Origin of the sequence: Shimia sp. R9_2 (genome assembly GCF_017743735.1) — a bacterium.
Lineage (GTDB): Bacteria > Pseudomonadota > Alphaproteobacteria > Rhodobacterales > Rhodobacteraceae > Shimia.
Genome location: NZ_JAGHRO010000007.1, coordinates 27,866 through 48,332 on the forward strand (window position 1 = coordinate 27,866; position 20,467 = coordinate 48,332).

Below are 20,467 nucleotides of genomic sequence, written 5' to 3' on the forward strand. Positions count from 1 at the left end.
TTTCATGCTGCATTCACTGAGGAAACAGAGTAGACACGCCAAAACGCAGATTTAAGATCGGAACATTATGGCCGTGACATTGAAAGAGGTTGCAGAACGCGCCGGGGTCTCCCGCTCCGCGGTGTCACGCACCTTCACGGACGGCGCTTCCGTTTCTGACAAGATGCGCCGCAAGGTGGAAAAGGCAGCGCGCGAGCTGGGCTACAGCCCAAATGCGCTGGCATCCTCACTCACCACAGGCCGGACAAAGCTCATCGGTCTTGTTTCCAACAACTTCCACAACCCGATTTTTCTGGAGGTTTTCGATCTCTTCACACGCGGCCTTCAAGATCGCGGTCTGCGCCCCCTGCTGGTGAACCTCACAGACGAAACCGACCCGGAAAATTCCGTGCGTATGCTGCGTCAGTATTCTGTGGATGGGGTCGTGGTGGCCTCCTCCACCCTACCCCCGGGATTTGCCAAAGCGTTCCGTGACGCTGGTGTGCCGGTGGTGCACTCCTTTGGCCGCGCCTCTTCATCCCCCCAAGTGCATGTGGTGGGAATCGACAACGCAGAATGCGGCCGCATGGCCGCCCGAGAGCTTGTTGAACGCGGCTACACCCATGTTGGCTTTATGGGCGGCCCAGAAGGCGCGACCTCGACCCAAGATCGCTACACCGGCTTCATGTCAGAGATGTCAGCGCACCCAAATGTGAAGGTCAGCTATTCATTTGCCGACCAATATTCCTTTGATGCCGGAAGGCGTGAAATGCTTCGCCTGCTCAAGAATAGCCCCGCGCAAGCCTACTTTTGCGGGGATGACGTTCTCTCAATCGGCGCGCTTTCAGCTATTGACGACAGCGGCTTGAGCTGCCCGGAAGATATCGGCCTCATTGGCCTCAATGACATGGAAATGTCGCGCTGGGAGAACATCGACCTCACAACCATCCACCAACCAATCCGGCAAATTGTAACGTCTTCAATTGAGCTGATGGTCGCAATGCTCGATGACCCAGAGCGCTACCCGGAAACGCGGATCTTCCCTTGTTCGATTGTGGAAAGAGGCACCTTAAGACGCCCCCATTAGATCAGCCGCAATGCAGGAAACACGATCAAACACCTAAGCAGGATTTAAACGCGACAACCTGCTGCTCGGAGAAGACACCGCCAGGCACCACACCAACCGCCTGCTGCGGGGTCATGTATCGATATAGATCCCCTTTTACACCAGCCTGCTTCCAGCAGCGCTCAATATCGGCCTCTGTCACACCGGAGACTTCCTTTGACGACGAGCCGGATCCGCAGCCAGCCAACACTGTCGCGCCCAACACCAAGGCGACATGAATCTTCATTTGACTTTCCTTCTTAAGTATACGTCTGCGATCAACCTAACAGAGTTTCTCAGATCAAGAGGGGTACAATAAGAAGAATTTTCAAAACTCCCGAGCACCGCAGGATCACTCAATGCGAGCCCCGCAATGCCCGTTTATCATGGAGCTTACTGAAACATCGGTGGCCGCGCATCCATCCAGGCGCCACCGTCTTTGGCAGAGGCCACGGCGGTATAAACCGCCGCCATGGAGCGCACACCTGCGGCAGCATCCGGCAAACCGTCACGCGCCTCACCCGCAATCGCATCGGCCAAATCGCAGTAGATGTTGGCAACGGCCAACGGGAAGCCTTCAGGATGGGCAATTGCCACACGGCTCAGCCGTTGCGCATCCTCACAGAGCCCTGCCTCACCCTTTTCGATCACCTGCGTGCGGCCACCAACAGGCGTGTAGATCAACTGGTTCGGCTGCTCAGACTCCCAGCGCAGCCCGCCGGTTTCACCAAACACCTGAATATCAAAGCCATGCTGCCGCCCGATGGCCACCGAAGAAGTCCACAGCCGTCCCACGGTGCCACCGCTCATGCGGAAATTGACCATCGCGTCATCTTCCAACTTGCGGCTTGCAATGGTCGACGCGAAATCTGCCGACAGGCTTTCCACTTCATCATCCGCAATGAAGCTCGCCATATGCAGCGCGTGAATCCCGCAATCTGCGAACTGTCCCGACACACCCGCCATCGCAGGATCATAGCGCCAACGCACTCTTGGATTGTCAGCATCCGTGGCATCCCCATGGTGGCCATGACTGAAGTTTGTCACCACCAATCGCACCTTGCCGATCTCACCTGCACGCACCATTGCGCGGGCCTGTCGCACCATCGGATAGGCAGAATAGCAATAGTTCACCGCACAGATCCTGCCCGAGGCAGCGGCAATCTTCACAATCTCCTCCCCCTCCTCCACAGTCATGGTCATAGGCTTTTCGCAAAGAACGTTAAAACCCGCTTCCAGAAACGACTTGGTGATCTCAAAATGAGTGGAGTTTGGTGTGGCCACCGTGACCAGATCGACGCGATCCTCTCGACCCCGCTCTCCCGCCAGCATTTCAGCCCAATCGCCATACGCACGATCTTCAGCCACACCGAGGCGCTGCGCATATTCCCTGCCCACGTCAGGCCGATGATCCAACGCGCCAGCGGTAAACTCAAAGCGCCCATCCGCCAGCGCCCCCAATCGGTGAGCCGGTCCGATCTGACTGCCTTCGCCGCCACCAATCATGCCCCATTTCAGCTTTTTCATGAGCTCTCTCCTCCCCATGATCTCAGCGGAGATGCACCGACATCGCACCCCCGCAATACTGTTACGATACCGCCGCTTTACTGACGCGATACCGACGTCACATTTTAGGTGAAACCAATGGTTTCCAGATACTCTCGGTTCTTACGCGCATCTCCGACAGGGTCTGGATCCAAGAGCGGATCACAATCCTGCTCCACTGTGCACCACCCCTCAAATCCAGCATCCAACAGAACCTGGCGAACAGCCTTGAAATCCACATCCCCATCACCAAGGTTGCAGAAAATTCCTTGCCCGCAAGCGTCATAGAAACCCGTGCGATTGGCGATCACCTCAGCTTTGACCTTCGGGTCTATGTCTTTGAAGTGCATGTAAGAAATGCGCCCCACGTGTTTTTTCATGAAGGCAACCGGATCAAAACCCGCGTAAGAATGATGCCCCGTGTCAAAACAGATCTTCAGAAGACTCTCATCTACTTCATCCAGAAGACGCTCAAGTTCCGGCTCAAAATCCATAAACCCAGCGGCATGCGCGTGAATACCAACTGTGAGCCCATATTCCTCAGAGCCGATACGCGCCGTTTCCGCAATACGGTCACGATAAGCGCTCCACTCAGCCTGATCCATCTGCTCCGCTTCACCCGCACGCCCAGCAGTTGGCGCCCGACGTGGAGAGATTGAGTCAATTAAAACAAGATGTTGGGCACCATGCGCCTTCAGAGCCTTAGCTGTCCGATGGGTGGCGTCGAGCACACCTTCCCAAGCGCTTGGATCATGATAGGCGCGAAACACCACGCCGCCAATCAACTCCAGCTCATGCTCCGCCAAAGCATCCGACAACACGGCAGGATCTTCCGGCATAAAGCCCACCGGGCCCAGCTCAATCCCCTTATATCCCGCTTCAGCGCATTGCTTTAAAACAGTTTTCCAGCTTGGATTGCGGTCATCCTCCGCAAATTCAACACCCCAAGAGCAGGGCGCATTGCCAATTCGCATCGTCATTGCTTGTCACTCCGAAAATTCAGAAGCTGTTGATATCTTTCCAGCTCTTGGCCTCACTTGACGCCAAAGCTGCCGCGATCACGCGGTTTACCTCATGCCCATCGCGGAAGGTCGGCCAGACCGCTTCCCCGGTTTCAATCGCGCGCAGGAAGTCCCGCGCCTCGATGATGATCTGATCCTGATAACCGGTACCGTGCCCCGGCCCTTGGCAGAAGGGCTCATAATCCGGATGTGCGGGACCGGTTAGGATTTTCACAAATCCGCGCGTCTCTTCAGGGCCGTCCATGCGATAAAGCCAAAGCGCATTCTGATCTTCCTGATCAAAACGGATCGCCCCTTTTGTCCCCGTGATTTCATAGGCGTAGCCCATCTTGCGACCCGTTGCGATCCGCGAGAAATACATATGACCCATGGCGCCATTCTGAAACCGACACATGATCTGCGCATGATCGTCGTTGGTCACACGACCACCCGGGCGCTCTGCATGAACCGTCTCGACCTCTCCCATAACTTTTGCAATCGGTCCCGACAAAGCGAGTGCGGCATTCACCATATGCGGCGCCAAATCGCCCATGGTGCCATTGGCCATGCCTTGTGTGCGCCAGCTCGCGGACGCCTCCGGGTCTGCATAGAAATCCTCGGTGTGCTCCCCACGAAACCAGGTCACTTTCCCAATCGCGCCATCCGCAATCAGCTTGCGCGCAAATTGCGTTGCAGGCGTGCGCACATAGTTGAAACCGACCATATTGGCGACACCGGCCGCCTCAGCAGCAGAGACCATAGCCGCCCCATCCGCAATCGACGCCCCCAAGGGCTTTTCACAGAGAACAGGTTTGCCCAGCGCGAAAGCGGCTTCAGCAATGTCACGATGAGTGTCTTGCGGCGTCGCAATGACAATTGCTTCCACCTTCGGATCCGCCACCAGCGCCCGCCAATCCGCCGTCGCCCGCGCAAACCCAAACGCAGCACGATATCGCTCTGCACTCTCAGACCGCGAGGCACAGACCATCTCAAGCCGCGGCCGCAATGCCGTATTAAACACAGCGCCGACTGCGGACATCGCAACCGCATGGGCTTTTCCCATGTAGCCACCGCCACATATGCCTATGCCAATCTCTGTCACCTTTGGCGCTCCGTTTTGAAATTCAGTTTGCAACCGGTTGCAAAACTTGTATCGTGAGAATCGAAAGCTCGCAAGCTGCATTCGAGGGAGGTCGCAAAATTCTCCCCGAAAACTCCAAAGGGTTCGTGCTCAAATGACGACAGAAAACTCCACGATCCGCCTCACAACGGCGCAAGCCATTATTCGCTGGCTCTCCAATCAGTTCATCGAAATTGACGGGCAGGAAATGCGCGTCTGCGGTGGTGGTTTTGGCATCTTTGGGCACGGCAATGTGACTTGCCTTGGTGAAGCCCTGAACGAGGTCCGTGAAGAGTTACCCCTGTATCGCGGACAAAACGAGCAGAGCATGGGATTTGCCGCAGCTGGCTACGCCAAACAATGGCTGCGCCAACGCTTTATGTTCTGCACCGCCTCTGCCGGCCCTGGCACCGCAAACCTGCTCACCGCATCTGGGCTTGCCCACGCCAACCGCTTGCCCATGCTCATGCTCTGCGGTGACACGTTCCTGACCCGCCTGCCCGACCCCGTGCTGCAGCAGATGGAAAACTTCAACGACCCGACTTTCGGGGTGAATGATGCCTTCAAACCGGTTGTGCGCTACTGGGATCGCATCACGCACCCTGCGCAGGTCATTCAATCACTGCCAAATGCCCTAGCCACCATGCTGGACCCGGCCGATTGCGGCCCCGCCTTCCTTGGCTTACCTCAGGACGTACAGGGGTGGACTTACGACTACCCGGCAAAGTTCTTTAAGAAAAAAGTGCATCGCATCCGACGGCAGGCTGCTGACAGCGCGGAGGTTGCAGATGCCGCCGCCGTACTGTCAAAAGCGGAGCGCCCAATGATCATCGCAGGTGGCGGCGTGCAATACGCGCAAGCCACGACAGAACTCGCCGCTTTTGCCGAAAAACACAAAATCCCGGTGGTCGAGACCATCGCTGGCCGCGCCAATATGACGGCAACACACCCGCTCAACTGCGGCCCCATCGGCGTGACCGGCTCTGACAGCGCCAATGCGCTTGCGGCGCAGGCTGATGTGATCCTCGCAGTCGGCACGCGCCTTCAGGACTTCACGACCGGCAGCTGGACAGCATTTGCTCAGGACGCGCAATTCATCTCAATCAACGCCGCCCGCCACGACGCTGGAAAACACATGTCATTGCCTGTTGTCGGCGATGCCAAACTGGCTCTTGAGACACTTGACGCAGCACTCACTGTATCTACCCCCCAAAGCTGGCTGGACCTCGCACAGGAAGAGCGCGCCAAATGGGACGCCTATGTGAAAGACAATGTCTCCTACGGGAACCGCCCCAATTCCTATGCCCAAGCCATTGGTGTGGTGAACGACCTCTGTGACCCACGCGACCGCATTGTTGCCGCCGCAGGTGGCCTACCGGCCGAAGTCACCGCCAATTGGCGGACACTCGACATTGGCACAGTAGACGTAGAATTCGGCTTCTCCTGCATGGGTTATGAAATCGCAGGCGCCTGGGGTGCCCGCATTGCGCAGTCCGAGCGTGAGCCGGATCAAGACACCATCACCTTCTGCGGCGACGGCTCTTATTTGATGCTGAACTCAGACATCTATTCCTCGGTGCTGAGCCGCAAAAAGATGATTGTGCTGGTGTTGGACAACGGCGGCTTTGCGGTGATCAACAAGCTTCAGAACAACACCGGCAACGAGAGCTTCAACAATCTGCTGGAAGACTGCCCCACAATCCCCGAAGCCTTCGGCGTCGACTTCACGGCTCACGCCGCATCGATGGGCGCCACGTCAGAAAAAGTCTCCAACCCTGCTGAGCTGGGCGAAGCCTTCAAGCGCGCCAAGGCCAGCGACAAAACCTATGTGATTGTCATGGGTGTGGACGCCTACGAAGGGTGGACAACGGAAGGACACGCTTGGTGGGAAGTTGGCACGCCACATGTAACCGAAAACGCAAAGGTCCGCGAGAAACATCTGGAGATCGAAGCTGAACGCGCCAAACAGCGCAGAGGTGTCTGATGCGCCGCTTCACCAAAGATAACGCGGACCCCGCGGCAATTGTTGAAGAGCTTCTGCATGGCGGGGGAGCAGTCGGGATCTCTGGCCTGTTCTCGCCAGAAGACATCGCAGAGGCACGTGCCATCGTTATGGCGCACTCAGAGCAAGAGGCGCCAAAGGTCACACATTTTCAAGGTGCTGCCGAAGACGATGGCAAGATCAACTTGCAGCGGCGGGTTTGGAATCTTCTGGCCAAAGGAGAGGTTTTCTCCCGCATGGCCGCGCACCCAACCCTGATGACCATCCTACGCCAATTCCTCGGCTCTGAATTCATTATGGGGTCCATCGCGGCCAACCGTATCCTGCCCGGCGGGCCGGGTCAGGAGCCGCATGTGGACTACCCCTACTGGGATTTTCACAAACCTGAGACCCACCCTATTGGTCTGAACGGCTCTTTTCCTATGAACGCGCAGGTCTCTGTGTTGCTGGATCCCTTCACTGAAGAAAGCGGCGCAACCGCCTATATGCCCGGCTCCCAAAAAGAGCTGCGCTACCCAACGCCTGAAGACAGGTTTTACGACACCTGCGCCCGTATGACCGGAGAGCCAGGGGATGTAGCGCTGTTTTACGGTGTCACCTGGCACTGCGCCATGCCCAACAACGCAGATCACGACCGCAGCGCAATCCTGATCCAATATCTGCCCAAATGGGTGAAACCGATGGAGGACATGCCCGCAGCTTTGTCGCAGTCGTTCATCGACGCCGCGAGCCCGGACATGCGCCAACTTTTGGGCCTCAACTACCCCTACCCCGAAGTGCTGGACGCGGCCAAAGCAGGCAATACCGAGGGTCGCACATGAACTTGATCGACGCCATCACCTCCCGCAAATTTGTGGTCTTTGGCCGCGCGGGGATGGATATGTTTGCCGACCCCGTGGGCACAAAATCGGAACTGGCAGAGACCTTTCGCGCCGACCTTGGCGGCTCCTCCGCCAATATTTGCGCCGGCCTCGTAAAACTTGGGTGCGAGGCCGCCTTGGTGACCTCCATCTCTGATGATGCTGTGGGTCGCTTTGCTCAAAATCGATTAGAGCACTACGGCGTCAACACCCAGTATTTACGGACAGTCGGAGGCGAGCATCGCCTCTCCCTTGCCGTGTATGAAAGCTGCATCGACGACTTTCAAAATGTCATCTACCGCAACGGCGCTGTCGACTTTCAAGTCACCAATGAAGACGTAGACCGCGTGGATTACAATGCCTTTGGCGCGTTGATCACCGCAGGAACCGTCTTTGCCTCCGAGCCGTCCCGCAGCTCCACCTTCCGTGCCTTTGAGAACGCACGCGCCGCTGGCCTGCCCATGATCTTTGACATCGACTACCGCCCCTATTCTTGGCCCTCACCGGAGGTCGCGGCCGAGGTGCTTTCGCGCGCTGGTGACGCCAGCGACTTGATCGTCGGCAATGACGAAGAGTTCGGCTTTATGGCAGGTAGCATCGAAAAAGGGTTGGACAAAGCCCGAGAGCTCGCCGCCTCCGGCAAAATGGTGATCTACAAAATGGGCCAAGAAGGCGCGATCACCCTCGCAGATGGCGAAGAAATCCGCACCGGCATCTACCCGGTCACAGCGGTCAAACCAAACGGTGCGGGCGACAGCTTCATGGCAGGCCTGCTGGCAGGTATCGCTGACGGTCTATCCCTGCGAGACGCCGTCCTGCAAGGCTCTGCCTGCGCGTCCATCGTTGTTTCTCAGCCGGGCTGCGCCCCGGCAATGCCCACACCAGCCGAGCTTGAGGCGTTTCTCGCCGCGCACGCCGGCCCCACGCATCCCTGAAGGAGAGGCCCATGCATATCGCGCCTTATGACAATGAAAACAAACCCATCGTGGACGCAGAACACGATCTGGTGCCGCTGAACTATTTCAACATCGTCAAACTCAAAAAAGGTGAGAGCTTTGAATATGCCGTGCCGGGCTATGAAACCTGCATCGTTCCGGCCACCGGTACCGTGCATGTGGACGTCGAAGGCGCCGTCTATGAAAACCTCGGCAACCGTACGGTTGATGTCTGGGATGGCGAACCGGAAGGCGTTTACGTTCCAACCGGCGCCAAAGTGCGCATCACTTGTGTAACGGACACCACCGAAACTTTCATCGCCGGGGCAAAATACGACAAGGTTCTAGAACCTTTTGACGTGCGCGTGCCAGAGCTGGACCTCGTGCAATACGGCTCTGACGACACCAAAACGCATCGCAAAATCAAGCACATCCTGGGCGCGAACCACCACGACAAAGTGGGCCGCCTTCTGGTAAGTGAGCTCTACACAGTTGGACAAGGCGGCTGGTCCGGTTTCCCAAGCCACAAACATGACACCGACCGCAAAGGCGAAGATGGCGAGATGATCGAAACTCGCCATGACGAAACCTACAACTTCCGCTTCAAGCCCAACTATGGCTCTGGCGTGCAAATGCTTCAGCGTGAAGACAACAAGCCGGGCGATGCCTATCACATCATGGATGGTTCCACGATCCTGCTGGACAAAGGCTATCACCCCTGTGCGGTTCTGCCGGGCTATGAGATGTATTACTTCACCATCCTTGGTGGCCTGTCCCAGCGCAGCCTGAAGCAATACTTCCAGCCGACACACGCGGAACAGCTGCACACCATCCCCGGCATCATGGACATGGTGGCCAAGTTCAAATGAGCCTCGTTACACTCTCTGAAGTGCTTCAACCGGCGTTGAAGCAGGGCCATGCTGTGGCTGGTCTCGTGACACTTGGTTGGGAAGACATGCGCGCCTATGTGGCAGCTGCCGAGGCAGAAAACGTCCCTGTGATTTTGCAAGCGGGCCCGTCCTGTCGCGAGCACACACCTTTGCCGGTCTTAGGCAAAATGTTCACCCACCTTGCAGAGCGCGCCTCCGTGCCTGTGGTCGCGCATCTAGATCATGGCTACACGACCGAAGAATGCCGGATTGCCATCGACAGCGGATTTTCCTCTGTGATGTTTGATGGCTCACGCAAACCACTGGCGGAAAACATCGCTGAAACGGCCGCAATTGTGGAAATGGCCCATGCGGCGGGTGTCTCCTGCGAAGGCGAAATCGGCTTTGTTGGCTATTCAGGCGGTGAAAACTCCGACGGCACCGATCCCGAAGAGGCCGCTCAGTTTGCCCGTGAAACCGGCGTGGACGCCATGGCCATCTCGGTTGGCAATGTGCACCTGCAACAGGACAAAGAGGGCGGCCTCGATGAGCCGCGCATCCGCGCCATCGAAGCCCTAACGGAGATCCCCTTGGTCATTCACGGAGGCTCCGGCGTGCCTGTCGCCCAGCGCACATCGCTGGCGCGGGGCTCCAAGATCTGCAAGTTCAACATCGGCACAGAACTCCGTATGGCCTTTGGCAACGCGATGCGCGAGGCTGTGAATGCTGATCCGGCACGCTTTGACCGCGTTCAAATCCTCAAGGACACCCATGACCCGCTTGTCACGGCCACTCGGACTGTGCTGCGGGCATTCAAAGGGGCTTAACATGCTCAAAATCGGACTTCTGGGGTGCGGCCGCATCGGCCAGGTACACGCCCGCTCCGTTTCTCAACTCGACGGCGTCGCCGTCACCGCGGTGGCGGACGCCTTTGACGCACCTGCCGCCGATCTGGCCTCCAAAGCCAATGCCAAGGTGTTGCCGTCTGAGGATCTGATCCAAAGTGCAGATGTGGATGCTGTTGTGATCGGCACCCCCACCGACACCCACTACGATCTGATCCATGCGGCGTGTGACGCTGGCAAAGCGATTTTCTGCGAAAAACCGGTCGACATGTCTGCCGATCGTATCCGCGAATGCATGACCGCGGTGGAAACATCAGGCGTTGCTTTCATGACCGCCTTCAACCGCCGGTTTGATCCCAACTTCGCGCAGGTTCAGGCGCGGATTTCGGCTGGCGAAATCGGTGGCGTCGAGCTGGTAACCATCCAGTCACGCGACCCCTCCCCACCCCCGGTGTCTTACATCAAAACCTCGGGCGGCCTGTTCCGCGACATGATGATCCACGACCTCGACATGGCTCGCTTCCTGCTTGGCGAAGAGCCATTCAGCGTGTTCGCAGTAGGCTCTTCTCTGGTGGAACCGGAAATCGGCGCAGCTGGTGATGTGGACACGGCGGCTGTCACGCTTACCACCGCAAGCGGTAAGATCTGTCAGATATCCAACTCCCGCCGCGCGACCTATGGCTATGATCAGCGCATCGAAGTGCATGGCGCAAAAGGTATGTTGCGGGCGGAAAACATGCTGGAAACCACCGTGGAAGTGGCAACAGAAAGCGGCTTCCGCCGCGCTCCTGCCCAGCACTTCTTCCTGGAGCGCTACGAAGCTGCCTACCGCGCTGAGATGGCCCATTTTGTGAAAGCCGTTTCAGAGGGAACCGCACCCTCTCCCAACATCACGGACGGGCTCCGCGCTCAGGTTCTTGCAGACGCCGCTGCGCAGTCTCTGGAGAGTGGCGCACCGGTCGCGGTCTAATCACGCTCCTTCGGGGTCTCCCAAAATTTCAAACGCCCGGCAGCATCGCCGGGCGTTTCTGCGTCACTTGCCAAAAAGCTTTGGACGCTCAGAAACACATTTTCGCAAGCACGTCTCACGCTCTCGCCAATGATCCGGCAAAACAGGCGCATCCTCTTTTGCAGCGTCCTGCCCACTCCAAGATTGTTCCCGTGTCGCCACACGCAGCGTATTTGAAAGAATTCCCAACATATCATGCACTCCTAGAGTTCTCCTGCATCCGATATTGCTGGACATTCGCAATTCATGCGATTCAATATGATTTCCATATTGTAAGCTGGAATTACACATGGACTGGTCCACGCTCCCCTCTCTCTCCGCCCTACGCGCATTTGAAGCCGCCGCGCGCCATCAAAGCTTCAGCGCCGCAGCACGCGAACTCAACGTCACCCATGCGGCCATTGCCCAACACGTGCGCCAATTGGAGGCTGAGCTTTCAGAACCGCTGCTCTACAGGTCAGGTCGCGGGGTGGCCACTACAGAGGCTGGCCAACAACTGGCCCGCCAGCTCAGCGAGGGATTTTCCATCATTTCGGAGGGCGTAGACGCCCTGCGCCAACAAACCAACGCGCGCCCACTTGCCGTCAGCCTCACCCCGTCTTTCGCGATCAACTGGCTGATGCCGCGCATGGGCGGCTTCTGGCAGGCGCACCCCGAGGTCACCGTCAGCCTAACCCCCAACTCTGCGCTGATTGACCTCCGCCGCGACGGGTTTGACATGGCGATACGCTTTGGTGATGGCCAATGGCCAGGACTGGAGAGCACGCTGCTTACACGAGGCGAATTCTGGGTCGTCGCATCACCGACACTACTCTCAGGCCAAACACCCCAAACCATGCGGGGTGTCAGCCATCTTCCATGGCTGATGGAAAACCACATGCTGGAGCTGCGCCGCGTCATCGAAGATGCGGATCTCGACCTCTCGACAATCGACCTTACCGTTCTGGAAACCAACGAACTTGTCATCTCCGCCTCCCTGGCGGGTCTTGGCGTTTCAGTACACCCCAGATCACTGGTCGAGCGCGACGTCGCCGCAGGCACGCTCACGCATATTTGCTCCTTGATGCGCGAGGAGCTGGGCTATCACATCGTCACCCTTCCCGGCCGCGACAGCCCAAACCTACGCATTTTTCGCAATTGGCTGATGAAGGCCGCGAAAAGCTGACCATCCGCAAATTGTTCTTTCTTTGTTCCGGTCAGCACGCTAGCGTCCTGCCATGGTTCTACGCATCTCAAACCGCGACGCCCGCCGTATCTGGCTCTCCTTGCAGGGGTTGGCTGAAACGCCGACAGGCCCCGCTGCTCCGCGCGCCACGATCCGCAAGCTTGGCTTTGTGCAGCTCGACAGCATTCAGGTTTTGTCCCGCGCACATCACCACATCTTGTGGTCGCGCAACCAGAACTACCGGGAGCCAATGCTTAACACGCTTCTCGCCGAGGATCGCGCCGTGTTTGAACATTTCACCCATGACGCCTCTGTTTTGCCGATTGAAACATATCCGTACTGGCGCGCGCAATTTGCCCGGCGAAAGGCAAAGATGGATGCAAAAGGCTGGTATGCTGATGCGCTGACCAGCTGTGCCGATCTTGGCATCAAAGACCGCATCACAGCCGAAGGCGCGCTTTCCACCGAGGCATTTGACACCAAAATCGAAGGCCCAAAGGAGATGTGGTCCCGCCCACCACACAAACGCGCTCTCGACTACATGTGGTATGCAGGAGAACTCGCCACCTGCTATCGGCAGAGTTTCAAAAAGTTCTACAACCTACCTGAACGGGTCATTCCCGAAGCCTTTCGCACCCACGACATCCCGCGCACAGACCAAATTGACTGGCTTTGCCGCGAGGCCGTTGCGCGATTGGGCTTTGCCACTTCTGGCGACATCAAGCGCTTTTGGGAAGCCGTTGATACGCCCGATGTCCGCGCCTGGGTCGAAGCATCTGATCTGATCCCCATAGAAATCCAGACGGCCAACCGTGATTGGATCCCCATGCTCGCCACGCCGAATATAGAGGCACAACTGGATAGCGCACCAGCCCCCACCAGCCGCCTGCGCCTCCTTAACCCGTTTGATCCGGTCATCAGGGACCGCGACAGGCTCTCTCGCCTCTTTGGCTTTGACTACCGCATCGAAATCTTCGTTCCCGCCGCCAAACGCATCTGGGGCTACTATGTCTATCCCCTATTGGAAGGCGACCGCTTCGTGGGCCGGATCGAATGCAAGGCTGACCGAAAGAAAGGCGTGTTGACTGTGACGCAGCTTTGGGCAGAACCCGGCGTGCGCTGGACGGAAGCGAGAGCGCGCAAATTGGACGCAGAGCTCGCGCGCATGGGTCGGTTTATAGGAACATCAGACATTCAATGGATGTGCCAAAGGCCCAACGCCCAAACCTCCTAAAGCACCCCATGCCAGCGCAAGAACACGATCAGGCAAGCCGCAAAAAGGATCAGGTTGAAGCTCACAGAACCCAGCACATCCAAAATGCGATCAATGCGCCGTTCACGCACGTCCACCGCTTTCAAATGCGCTTCAATCTCAGCAAAGGCCCGTTTCACCGCCGCGCCATCAACCTGCATCATAAGCTTGGGGTGCTGACCCCGCTTATGAGCCTCCGCGATTACACCGGCTTGTCGATGCAGGCGTGCCGGTGCGCGGCGGCCAATTTTGCGCATGGCGCGCTCAAGTGATTTGGCCCGAACGCCATATTTTTCGCGCGCCAGCTCCAAGAGACGGGCCACTTTTGCTTCGATTTCATCACCTGTCATCATCGGCTTAGCCTAAATCGCAATTCCCGAAGGGGAAACCGATTTTCAGCGTGGATCCGACAAGCGCGTGAGATCGCGACGCCTTGGCAACAGCGCTCTCAACAAACAATATCCAAGCTTTGCACCACCACACTCAGCGCTGGCACCCGCGACCAAGCCGCGCTATCACGCGGTTATGTTGAATTTGATCACCCATGGCACCGCCACCGACGAACCTGATTTGCTGATCGTACACGGCCTCTTCGGCTCAGGCCGCAATTGGGGCGCGGTCGCCAAACGGCTTTCTGCCACACGTCGTGTGGTCTGCGTCGATCAGCGCAACCATGGGCAAAGCCCATGGCACGACAGCCATTCTTACGAAGACATGGCCGCGGATCTGGCTGAGGTGATCAAAGCCCAAGGCGCACCAATGGATGTGCTCGGCCATTCTATGGGCGGCAAAGCGGCCATGGTGCTTGCCCTGAGCCAGCCCACGCTCGTGAACCGGTTGATCGTGGCCGACATCGCACCTGTGGCTTATGCCCATGATCAGAACCAGAACATTGCAGCCATGCGCGCTGTAGATCTTTCTGTGGTCACAAAACGCGCGGACGCGATCGCACAGCTGGCCGAGCACCTTGAAGACACAACGCTGCAGACCTTTTTTACCCAGTCGCTGGACGTAAAGGAACAGCGGTGGCGCTTAAATCTCGATGTTCTGGACAGTGAAATGCCAAAAATCCTCAGCTTTCCAGACATCCCCGGCGCCTTTGAGGGCCCCACTCTTTTTTTGAGCGGCGCAGACTCCGACTATGTCGCAACCGAGTATCGCCCAACCATCCGGGAGAAATTCCCCAAAGCCCGCTTCGCAAAAATTCGCGATGCGGGCCATTGGTTGCACGCGGAAAAACCCCGCGAGTTTATTGCTTCAGTGCAAGCTTGGCTGGATCTTTGACCCGCGACACGCTTGCCCTTACCTCAGCGGGCGTAAAGCGCCTGCGCAACTTTCCAGCTCACCGGGAAAGCCACGAGAAAGCCGATCAGCGCGGCGCCAAAGAGGCCTAGGCCGGTGTTCATGCCAGCAACCAGCGCGGCAATAACGGCTACGCCTGCACAGGTCGAGCCAATGAAAATGTGCAAAATAGTGGCCAATCTCAGCATCGGGAAAGCTCCTTCTCTTGTTCCCCGATGACCTATCACAGGCAGCCCTCAAATCCTTGATTTGGATCAGCTTTGAGCCGCTATTAACAGTTCACTCTGCCAAAAACCGCATCACAACCGCGCCCTGCCCATCCATGAGCACCGTGCCACCATCCATGATACCGACAGAGGAGACTTGTGTCAGTGTTTTGAAGAAAGCCGTTTCCTGCGAGTTCAGCTCATCACTGCACGCCATTCGCGTGCTCGCCAGAGGCCCAAAGCTCAAACGATCACCCGAGCGCGTGTAGCTGCCGGTAAACCGATTGCAGCCGCTGCTCCCGCTCACGCGACCATCTGCGTCAAATTCAATCTGGGGCACACGCTCACTTTGCACGACCTCGCCGTTCATCACGACCACCAGCCAGCTGCCGATGGTCAGGTCCACATCTCCACGAGACGGCATTCGCTCCACCATGACCTCCACCTCCTCCGGCGCATTTTGGGTCAGGGCCGCAAAGCTCTGCGTACTGCGCCACAGCACATCCTCTCCGACCCGGATAATTGCTCTCACCGAATACCGCCCGTTCTCAGCGACCATCCCATCATCATAGGCCAGTCGAAAGGCAATCGGCACCTGCCCCTCCGGCTTCAAGACCTGTCGTGCCAAAACGACGGAGGCCACATCCATCTTGCTCACATCCTCAAGCGTGACTTCCACCAAAGCTTCCGGCGGCAGCGCCACCCGCTCTCGATAGGAAACGCTGCCGAGCAAATCCTGAATTTCGGCCCCCGCGCTCCCGGCGATCAGTGGCAGCGCTAGCCCAGCACCTAAAATCAACTTTGCGACTGTTTGACCAAACAGCATGAAATATGCCCTCCTAGCGCAACACGGCCTCAGGTTTCCATGAGAGAAATCAACCTCTTCCACCACAACCTAAGCACAGCCCCCTCCGCTTTCCAAGCCAACGGGGGCCGAGCGGCGAACCGCCGCCCATCACGCCAAGTCAACGCAGCACATTTTACCTTTTACGACCTTTGGCCCTCTTGGCCTTCTGCATGTCTCTGCTACGCTACCCCCATGCTCCATTCTGACGCGACAACCACGCAAACCCGCTTCTCCAGCGCCCTTGTGGTGGACGATCACCCGCTCTTTTGCGACGCACTTGTGATGACGCTGCAGGCCATCTCGCCAATCAAACAGGTTGCCACAGCTCCGTGCCTCACCGATGCGATCACTTGGCTTTCAACGAACCCAGCACCGGACCTTGTTGTGCTTGACCTCAACCTGCCAGATGTTGACGGTTTTGACGGCCTGCTCCGTCTCGGCAAAGCCACCTCAGCACGGGTTCTGGTGGTCTCCTCAATGGCCGACAGCCGTACGGTCAACGCCGCCCTTCAGGCAGGGGCCGCTGGGTTTGTCCCCAAACACAGCCAGCGCGATATGTTCCGCCGCGCTCTTGAAGCGATTGGATCCGGGCAGACTTTCACCCCGGAAGGCCACGTAAACAGCTCAGAAACAGAGGACGCCACCCAGGACGCCGTGGCCCGCCTCGCCTCTCTGACCACCCAGCAATCGCGTATCCTTGACCTTATCTGCGAAGGCAGGCTCAACAAGCAAATCGCCTATGAGCTCTCCATCGCAGAAACCACAGTGAAAGCACATGTCACGGCAATCATGCGCAAACTTGGGGTCCACAGCCGCACCCAAGCCGTGCTCATCGCCAAAGAAGCCAGTTTTGACGAACACTTGCGCAGCAGCGGTTAGCATGGCTACGTTGTGGAGGTGACCGGGGGAGCGGTCACGGGAGGACATTGCCAGCTATGGACGCCAGCACGCCATTTACGGACGCCACAATTGTGCGCACGGGCTTTGCGGATTGCCGCGCGTCCGATGCCATGGCGCAACTGGCCAACGCACTTGGATCAGACCCTTTGGCACTGGTCATCCTCTTTGTGTCACCCGAAACAAACCTGCCTGAGTTCGTTGCCCAAGCAGAGACCCACTTCAAAGAAACAAAAGTTGTGGGCTGCACCACCGCAGGAGAACTGGGCGCGAAGGGCTACACAGAGGGTGAAATTGTCGCCGTCGGCCTGCCCACCGCGCATTTCGCCATCAAAGCGCTTTTCATTGATGATCTCTCTGAACTGCAGGCTCAGGAGCGGATCAGTGAGATAATCCAAAACCGCAATGCGCTCGCAGCCGATCACCCACGCTGGGCATCAGAATTTGCGTTTCTGCTCGTAGACGGGCTTTCCACCCGCGAAGACGCACTGGCCGCCGAGCTGGCGATGGGCTTGGGGCCAGTGCCGCTTTTTGGTGGCTCTGCAGGTGACGGAGAGGATTTTGGCGTAACGCATGTTTTATATGAAGGTGCCTTTCACACCAACGCGGCCGTTCTCATCCAAATTCGGTCCAACTGCCCCGTGCATGTATTTAAAACCGATCATCTGCGGCCCACCGAGCAAAAGATGGTGGTCACCGCAGCAGACCCTACGACGCGCTTGGTGCATGAAATCAACGCGGAGCCCGCGGCACGGGAATACGCCCGCATTCTTGGCAAAGATCCGGAACAGCTTTCCACATTCACTTTTGCTGCCCATCCCGTTGTGGTCCGGATCGGTGATCAAACCCACGTCCGCGCCATTCAACGTGTGGCGGACAACGGCGATCTGGTTTTTTTCTCAGCCATTGACGAAGGGGTTGTTCTCACCCTCGCGGAACCAGAAGACATGGTCTCCCATCTAGAGCGCGAACTTTCTGCGCTGTCCGACCAGCGCCCCCCCGATATGATCCTCGGCTGCGACTGCCTACTTCGACGCGTCGAAGCCACGCAAAAGCAGATCACCACAGAGATTTCCCGCGTGCTGGCAAAACACAAAGTGGTTGGCTTTTCGACCTACGGTGAACAGATTAATTCCATGCACGTGAACCAAACCTTCACTGGTGTCGCCATCTATCCGCCACTGGACGACTAAACCAATGGCGCCTCAGTCCTTAATCGATCCCGCCGACACACTTGAGCGGCAAAATCAGAAACTGCTGACCATCGTTGACACACTGATGCGGCGGGCAGAAGCCAGCCCGGACAGCACAGGCGTGGCATATGCGCAATTTGAACGCGCTGTAATGCTCGAAGAAGAGGTCCGCGCCCGCACGCTTGAGCTTGAGCGCGCGTTGGATCTTCTGAACACCTCCAACGCATCCCTTGCGCAAGCCAACGCCGAGGCCGAGGCCGCGCGCGCCAACCTCGCCAACGCCATTGAAACGGTGCAGGAAGGATTTGCACTCTTTGATGCGAACGAGAATTTGGTGATGTGCAACAGTCGCTTTGGCAAACACATGCGCGATGTGCACCACCTTTTCAAACCTGGCCTGCCCTTTGCCGAATATGTGCGCATCGTTTCCGAAAGCCCCTATTTGGAACTGCCCCAAGGCACCACCTCGGAGGAGTGGCAGGAACGCCGCATGATCCGCCACCGCGAACAGCACGTGGTCTTCAACGCCCGCATGGCGGGCGACCGCTGGCTGCAGGTGTCGGAGCACCGCACCCGCGACGGCGGCACCGTCGTGCTGCAAACCGATGTCACCGACATGATGCTGATCGAACGTCAGGAACGCGAACGCCTGTTGGACGATCAGGCCCGGCTGGTGAAAGCAACCCTTGAGCACCTCAATCAGGGTGTGGGCATCTTTGATCGCGAAGCCAGACTGGTCGGCTGGAACCGCCGTCTGGGCGAACTTCTGTCGATCCCGCTACGCCGCTTCCGCTTGGGCCTGCCTTTTCGCACGGTCTATGATCAACTCTCCCGCATCGTGACTTTTCGCAATGCTACCGACGCGGTGGACCTCTTTGAATGGTCCGCCCATCAGGGCCGCCGCGCACCACTTTCTTTTGAAGTCGCATTGGGGGAAGACCGCACACTGGCCGTATTTGCCCAGCACATGCCTGATGGTGGCTTCGTGATTTCCTTCACAGACATCACAACCGAACGTCGGGCATTGCGCGCAATCTCTCAGGTGAATGAAACGCTGGAGCGCCGCGTACAGGAACGCACTCTGGAACTGCGCGACGCCCTGGCTGAGGCCGAACGCGCCAACGCATCCAAATCACGGTTCGTGGCCGCCGCCAGTCACGATTTGCTGCAACCGCTTTCTGCGGCGAAGCTATACCTCTCCTCACTGGAAAACGACCTTGAAGCGCCAGATCAGCGCGAACGCCTCGTGAAAGCGACCGGCGCGCTGCAAAGTGTTGAAGACATACTCGGAGCACTTCTGGACATCTCCAAACTTGATTCCGGACGTGTCGCTGTTCATGAGAGCCGCATCCCGCTCAATGAACTGCTGCAGCAACTTCATAGCGAACTGACCCCTGCTGCAGCTGAAAAGGGATTGCGATTTGACCTGCGAACCGCCGACCTCTCCGTCACCTCAGATGCCACTTATTTGCGTCGCATCCTCCAGAACCTGATGGGCAACGCGCTGCGCTACACCAATGTTGGCCGCGTTCTGGTCGGCACAAGGCAGCGGGGCGAAACCGTCGTTGTGGAAATCTGGGACACCGGCCCCGGCATTCCGCCTGAACAACACCAAAAGGTCTTTGACGAGTTCCACCGCGTCAACGCAGCCGCCAGCCCCGCCGAAGGTTTGGGACTTGGCCTTGCAATTGTTGAACGTGCATGCCGTCTTCTAAAACACCCTTTGGAACTTCACTCCACACCCGGCCGCGGCACACGGTTTTGTGTCACACTGCCTCTGGCCGCCGTACATGAAAGCCCTCCTCCTACAGAGGTCCTGCCAGCTCAGTCGAGCGAGCCACTGACCCACCGGATCGTCTTGCTTGTCGAAAATGACGAAGCTCTTAGGCAGGCGATCAGCATGACACTTGAAAACTGGGGCGCCGATGTTTTGTCCTGCGGCAGCGATGTAGAAGCCCTCGATTTGCTGCGGGAAATCGACATCGCCCCCGATGTCGTTTTGGCAGACTACCAACTCGACAATGGTGCGACAGGGACTGATCTCATTTCCATCCTGCGCGAGCTGTTCGGACCTTTGCCAGCCTGCGTTATCTCTGCAAACCGTTCCCCCGATCTGTCCGCGCTCTGTGCCGCCCTGCAGGCGCCACTTCTGCACAAACCACTGGAGCTGGAAGCCCTGCGAGACGCCCTTCAGAACGCCCCAACTCCGTCGACTTAGACACCGACAATACACACCCGCGATACAGACGCGATATTGACGCAATACAGACGTGATACCGACGCGCAAATTTGCCCCTTTCCGCGCCCTGTTTCACCGCCTAAATAAACAATATTG

At 57.7% G+C, this 20,467-nt stretch carries 20 protein-coding genes; 13 read left to right on the top strand and 7 right to left on the bottom strand.

What is annotated here, in order from left to right:
- Window positions 1–67: 67 nt before the first annotated feature.
- Window positions 68–1,066: a LacI family DNA-binding transcriptional regulator gene (locus J7400_RS15795; protein WP_209065064.1), complete on the top strand. Its 999-nt coding sequence runs from the start codon at window positions 68–70 to the stop codon at window positions 1,064–1,066.
- 25 nt (window positions 1,067–1,091) lie between these two features.
- Here J7400_RS15795 and J7400_RS15800 read toward each other — a convergent pair whose 3' ends face one another.
- From J7400_RS15800 to J7400_RS15815, 4 genes are all read right to left on the bottom strand, one after another.
- Window positions 1,092–1,331: a 50S ribosomal protein L20 gene (locus J7400_RS15800; protein ID WP_209065065.1), complete on the bottom strand. Its 240-nt coding sequence runs from the start codon at window positions 1,329–1,331 to the stop codon at window positions 1,092–1,094.
- A gap of 146 nt (window positions 1,332–1,477) precedes the next feature.
- Window positions 1,478–2,611, bottom strand: coding sequence for a Gfo/Idh/MocA family oxidoreductase (locus J7400_RS15805; RefSeq protein ID WP_209065066.1), 1,134 nt, complete (start codon window positions 2,609–2,611; stop codon window positions 1,478–1,480).
- A 104-nt stretch (window positions 2,612–2,715) separates the two neighbouring features.
- A complete protein-coding gene (locus tag J7400_RS15810) occupies window positions 2,716–3,609 on the bottom strand; it encodes a TIM barrel protein (RefSeq protein WP_209065067.1) in 894 nt (297 codons plus the stop codon).
- A gap of 19 nt (window positions 3,610–3,628) precedes the next feature.
- Entirely contained in the window at window positions 3,629–4,732 is a 1,104-nt protein-coding gene (locus tag J7400_RS15815; protein WP_209065068.1) for a Gfo/Idh/MocA family oxidoreductase, read from the bottom strand.
- A 133-nt stretch (window positions 4,733–4,865) separates the two neighbouring features.
- Here J7400_RS15815 and iolD point away from each other — a divergent pair, with 133 nt between their 5' ends.
- The 8 genes from iolD to J7400_RS15855 all read left to right on the top strand — a co-directional run bounded on the left by iolD (window position 4,866) and on the right by J7400_RS15855 (window position 13,669).
- On the top strand, window positions 4,866–6,734 hold the full coding sequence (iolD, locus tag J7400_RS15820) for a 3D-(3,5/4)-trihydroxycyclohexane-1,2-dione acylhydrolase (decyclizing) (RefSeq protein WP_209065069.1): 1,869 nt from the start codon (window positions 4,866–4,868) through the stop codon (window positions 6,732–6,734).
- On the top strand, window positions 6,734–7,573 hold the full coding sequence (locus tag J7400_RS15825; RefSeq protein ID WP_209065070.1) for a phytanoyl-CoA dioxygenase family protein: 840 nt from the start codon (window positions 6,734–6,736) through the stop codon (window positions 7,571–7,573). The genes iolD and J7400_RS15825 overlap by 1 nt, the downstream gene beginning before the upstream one ends.
- Complete coding sequence (locus J7400_RS15830; RefSeq protein WP_209065071.1) at window positions 7,570–8,547, top strand: PfkB family carbohydrate kinase; 978 nt, start codon at window positions 7,570–7,572, stop codon at window positions 8,545–8,547. Before J7400_RS15825 ends, J7400_RS15830 begins: the two co-directional genes overlap by 4 nt.
- An 11-nt stretch (window positions 8,548–8,558) precedes the next feature.
- Window positions 8,559–9,416 carry a 5-deoxy-glucuronate isomerase gene (locus J7400_RS15835; RefSeq protein WP_209065072.1) on the top strand — a complete coding sequence of 286 codons (858 nt, stop codon included), beginning with the start codon at window positions 8,559–8,561 and terminating at the stop codon, window positions 9,414–9,416.
- Complete coding sequence (locus tag J7400_RS15840; RefSeq protein WP_209065073.1) at window positions 9,413–10,243, top strand: class II fructose-bisphosphate aldolase; 831 nt, start codon at window positions 9,413–9,415, stop codon at window positions 10,241–10,243. Before J7400_RS15835 ends, J7400_RS15840 begins: the two co-directional genes overlap by 4 nt.
- A gap of 1 nt (window position 10,244) precedes the next feature.
- Window positions 10,245–11,231, top strand: a complete 987-nt coding sequence (gene iolG / locus J7400_RS15845; protein ID WP_209065074.1) for an inositol 2-dehydrogenase — start codon at window positions 10,245–10,247, stop codon at window positions 11,229–11,231.
- 328 nt (window positions 11,232–11,559) lie between these two features.
- Window positions 11,560–12,435 carry a LysR family transcriptional regulator gene (locus J7400_RS15850; protein ID WP_209065075.1) on the top strand — a complete coding sequence of 292 codons (876 nt, stop codon included), beginning with the start codon at window positions 11,560–11,562 and terminating at the stop codon, window positions 12,433–12,435.
- A 52-nt stretch (window positions 12,436–12,487) separates the two neighbouring features.
- A complete protein-coding gene (locus J7400_RS15855) occupies window positions 12,488–13,669 on the top strand; it encodes a crosslink repair DNA glycosylase YcaQ family protein (RefSeq protein WP_209065076.1) in 1,182 nt (393 codons plus the stop codon).
- Here the strand turns inward: J7400_RS15855 and J7400_RS15860 are convergent.
- Window positions 13,666–14,040: a hypothetical protein gene (locus J7400_RS15860; RefSeq protein ID WP_209065077.1), complete on the bottom strand. Its 375-nt coding sequence runs from the start codon at window positions 14,038–14,040 to the stop codon at window positions 13,666–13,668. The genes J7400_RS15855 and J7400_RS15860 overlap by 4 nt on opposite strands.
- A gap of 172 nt (window positions 14,041–14,212) precedes the next feature.
- On the opposite strand from J7400_RS15860, the gene J7400_RS15865 reads away from it, so the two are divergent.
- A complete protein-coding gene (locus J7400_RS15865; protein WP_209065078.1) occupies window positions 14,213–14,971 on the top strand; it encodes an alpha/beta fold hydrolase in 759 nt (252 codons plus the stop codon).
- 23 nt (window positions 14,972–14,994) lie between these two features.
- Here J7400_RS15865 and J7400_RS15870 read toward each other — a convergent pair whose 3' ends face one another.
- Together J7400_RS15870 and J7400_RS15875 are read right to left on the bottom strand one after the other, a co-directional pair.
- Window positions 14,995–15,177 carry a CTP synthetase gene (locus J7400_RS15870; RefSeq protein ID WP_209065079.1) on the bottom strand — a complete coding sequence of 61 codons (183 nt, stop codon included), beginning with the start codon at window positions 15,175–15,177 and terminating at the stop codon, window positions 14,995–14,997.
- Between the two features lie 91 nt (window positions 15,178–15,268).
- Window positions 15,269–16,021 carry an META domain-containing protein gene (locus J7400_RS15875; protein ID WP_209065080.1) on the bottom strand — a complete coding sequence of 251 codons (753 nt, stop codon included), beginning with the start codon at window positions 16,019–16,021 and terminating at the stop codon, window positions 15,269–15,271.
- Between the two features lie 213 nt (window positions 16,022–16,234).
- Here J7400_RS15875 and J7400_RS15880 point away from each other — a divergent pair, with 213 nt between their 5' ends.
- Genes J7400_RS15880 through J7400_RS15890 form a run of 3 tightly spaced genes read left to right on the top strand, consistent with a single transcriptional unit; the run spans window position 16,235 to window position 20,350 of the window.
- Window positions 16,235–16,921 carry a response regulator transcription factor gene (locus J7400_RS15880; protein WP_209065081.1) on the top strand — a complete coding sequence of 229 codons (687 nt, stop codon included), beginning with the start codon at window positions 16,235–16,237 and terminating at the stop codon, window positions 16,919–16,921.
- Window positions 16,922–16,977: 56 nt separating this feature from the next.
- Window positions 16,978–18,132 (top strand): FIST N-terminal domain-containing protein, encoded by a 1,155-nt coding sequence (locus tag J7400_RS15885; protein ID WP_209065082.1) that lies wholly within the window; start codon window positions 16,978–16,980, stop codon window positions 18,130–18,132.
- Window positions 18,133–18,136: 4 nt separating this feature from the next.
- A complete protein-coding gene (locus J7400_RS15890) occupies window positions 18,137–20,350 on the top strand; it encodes a PAS-domain containing protein (RefSeq protein WP_209065083.1) in 2,214 nt (737 codons plus the stop codon).
- Window positions 20,351–20,467: the final 117 nt, after the last annotated feature.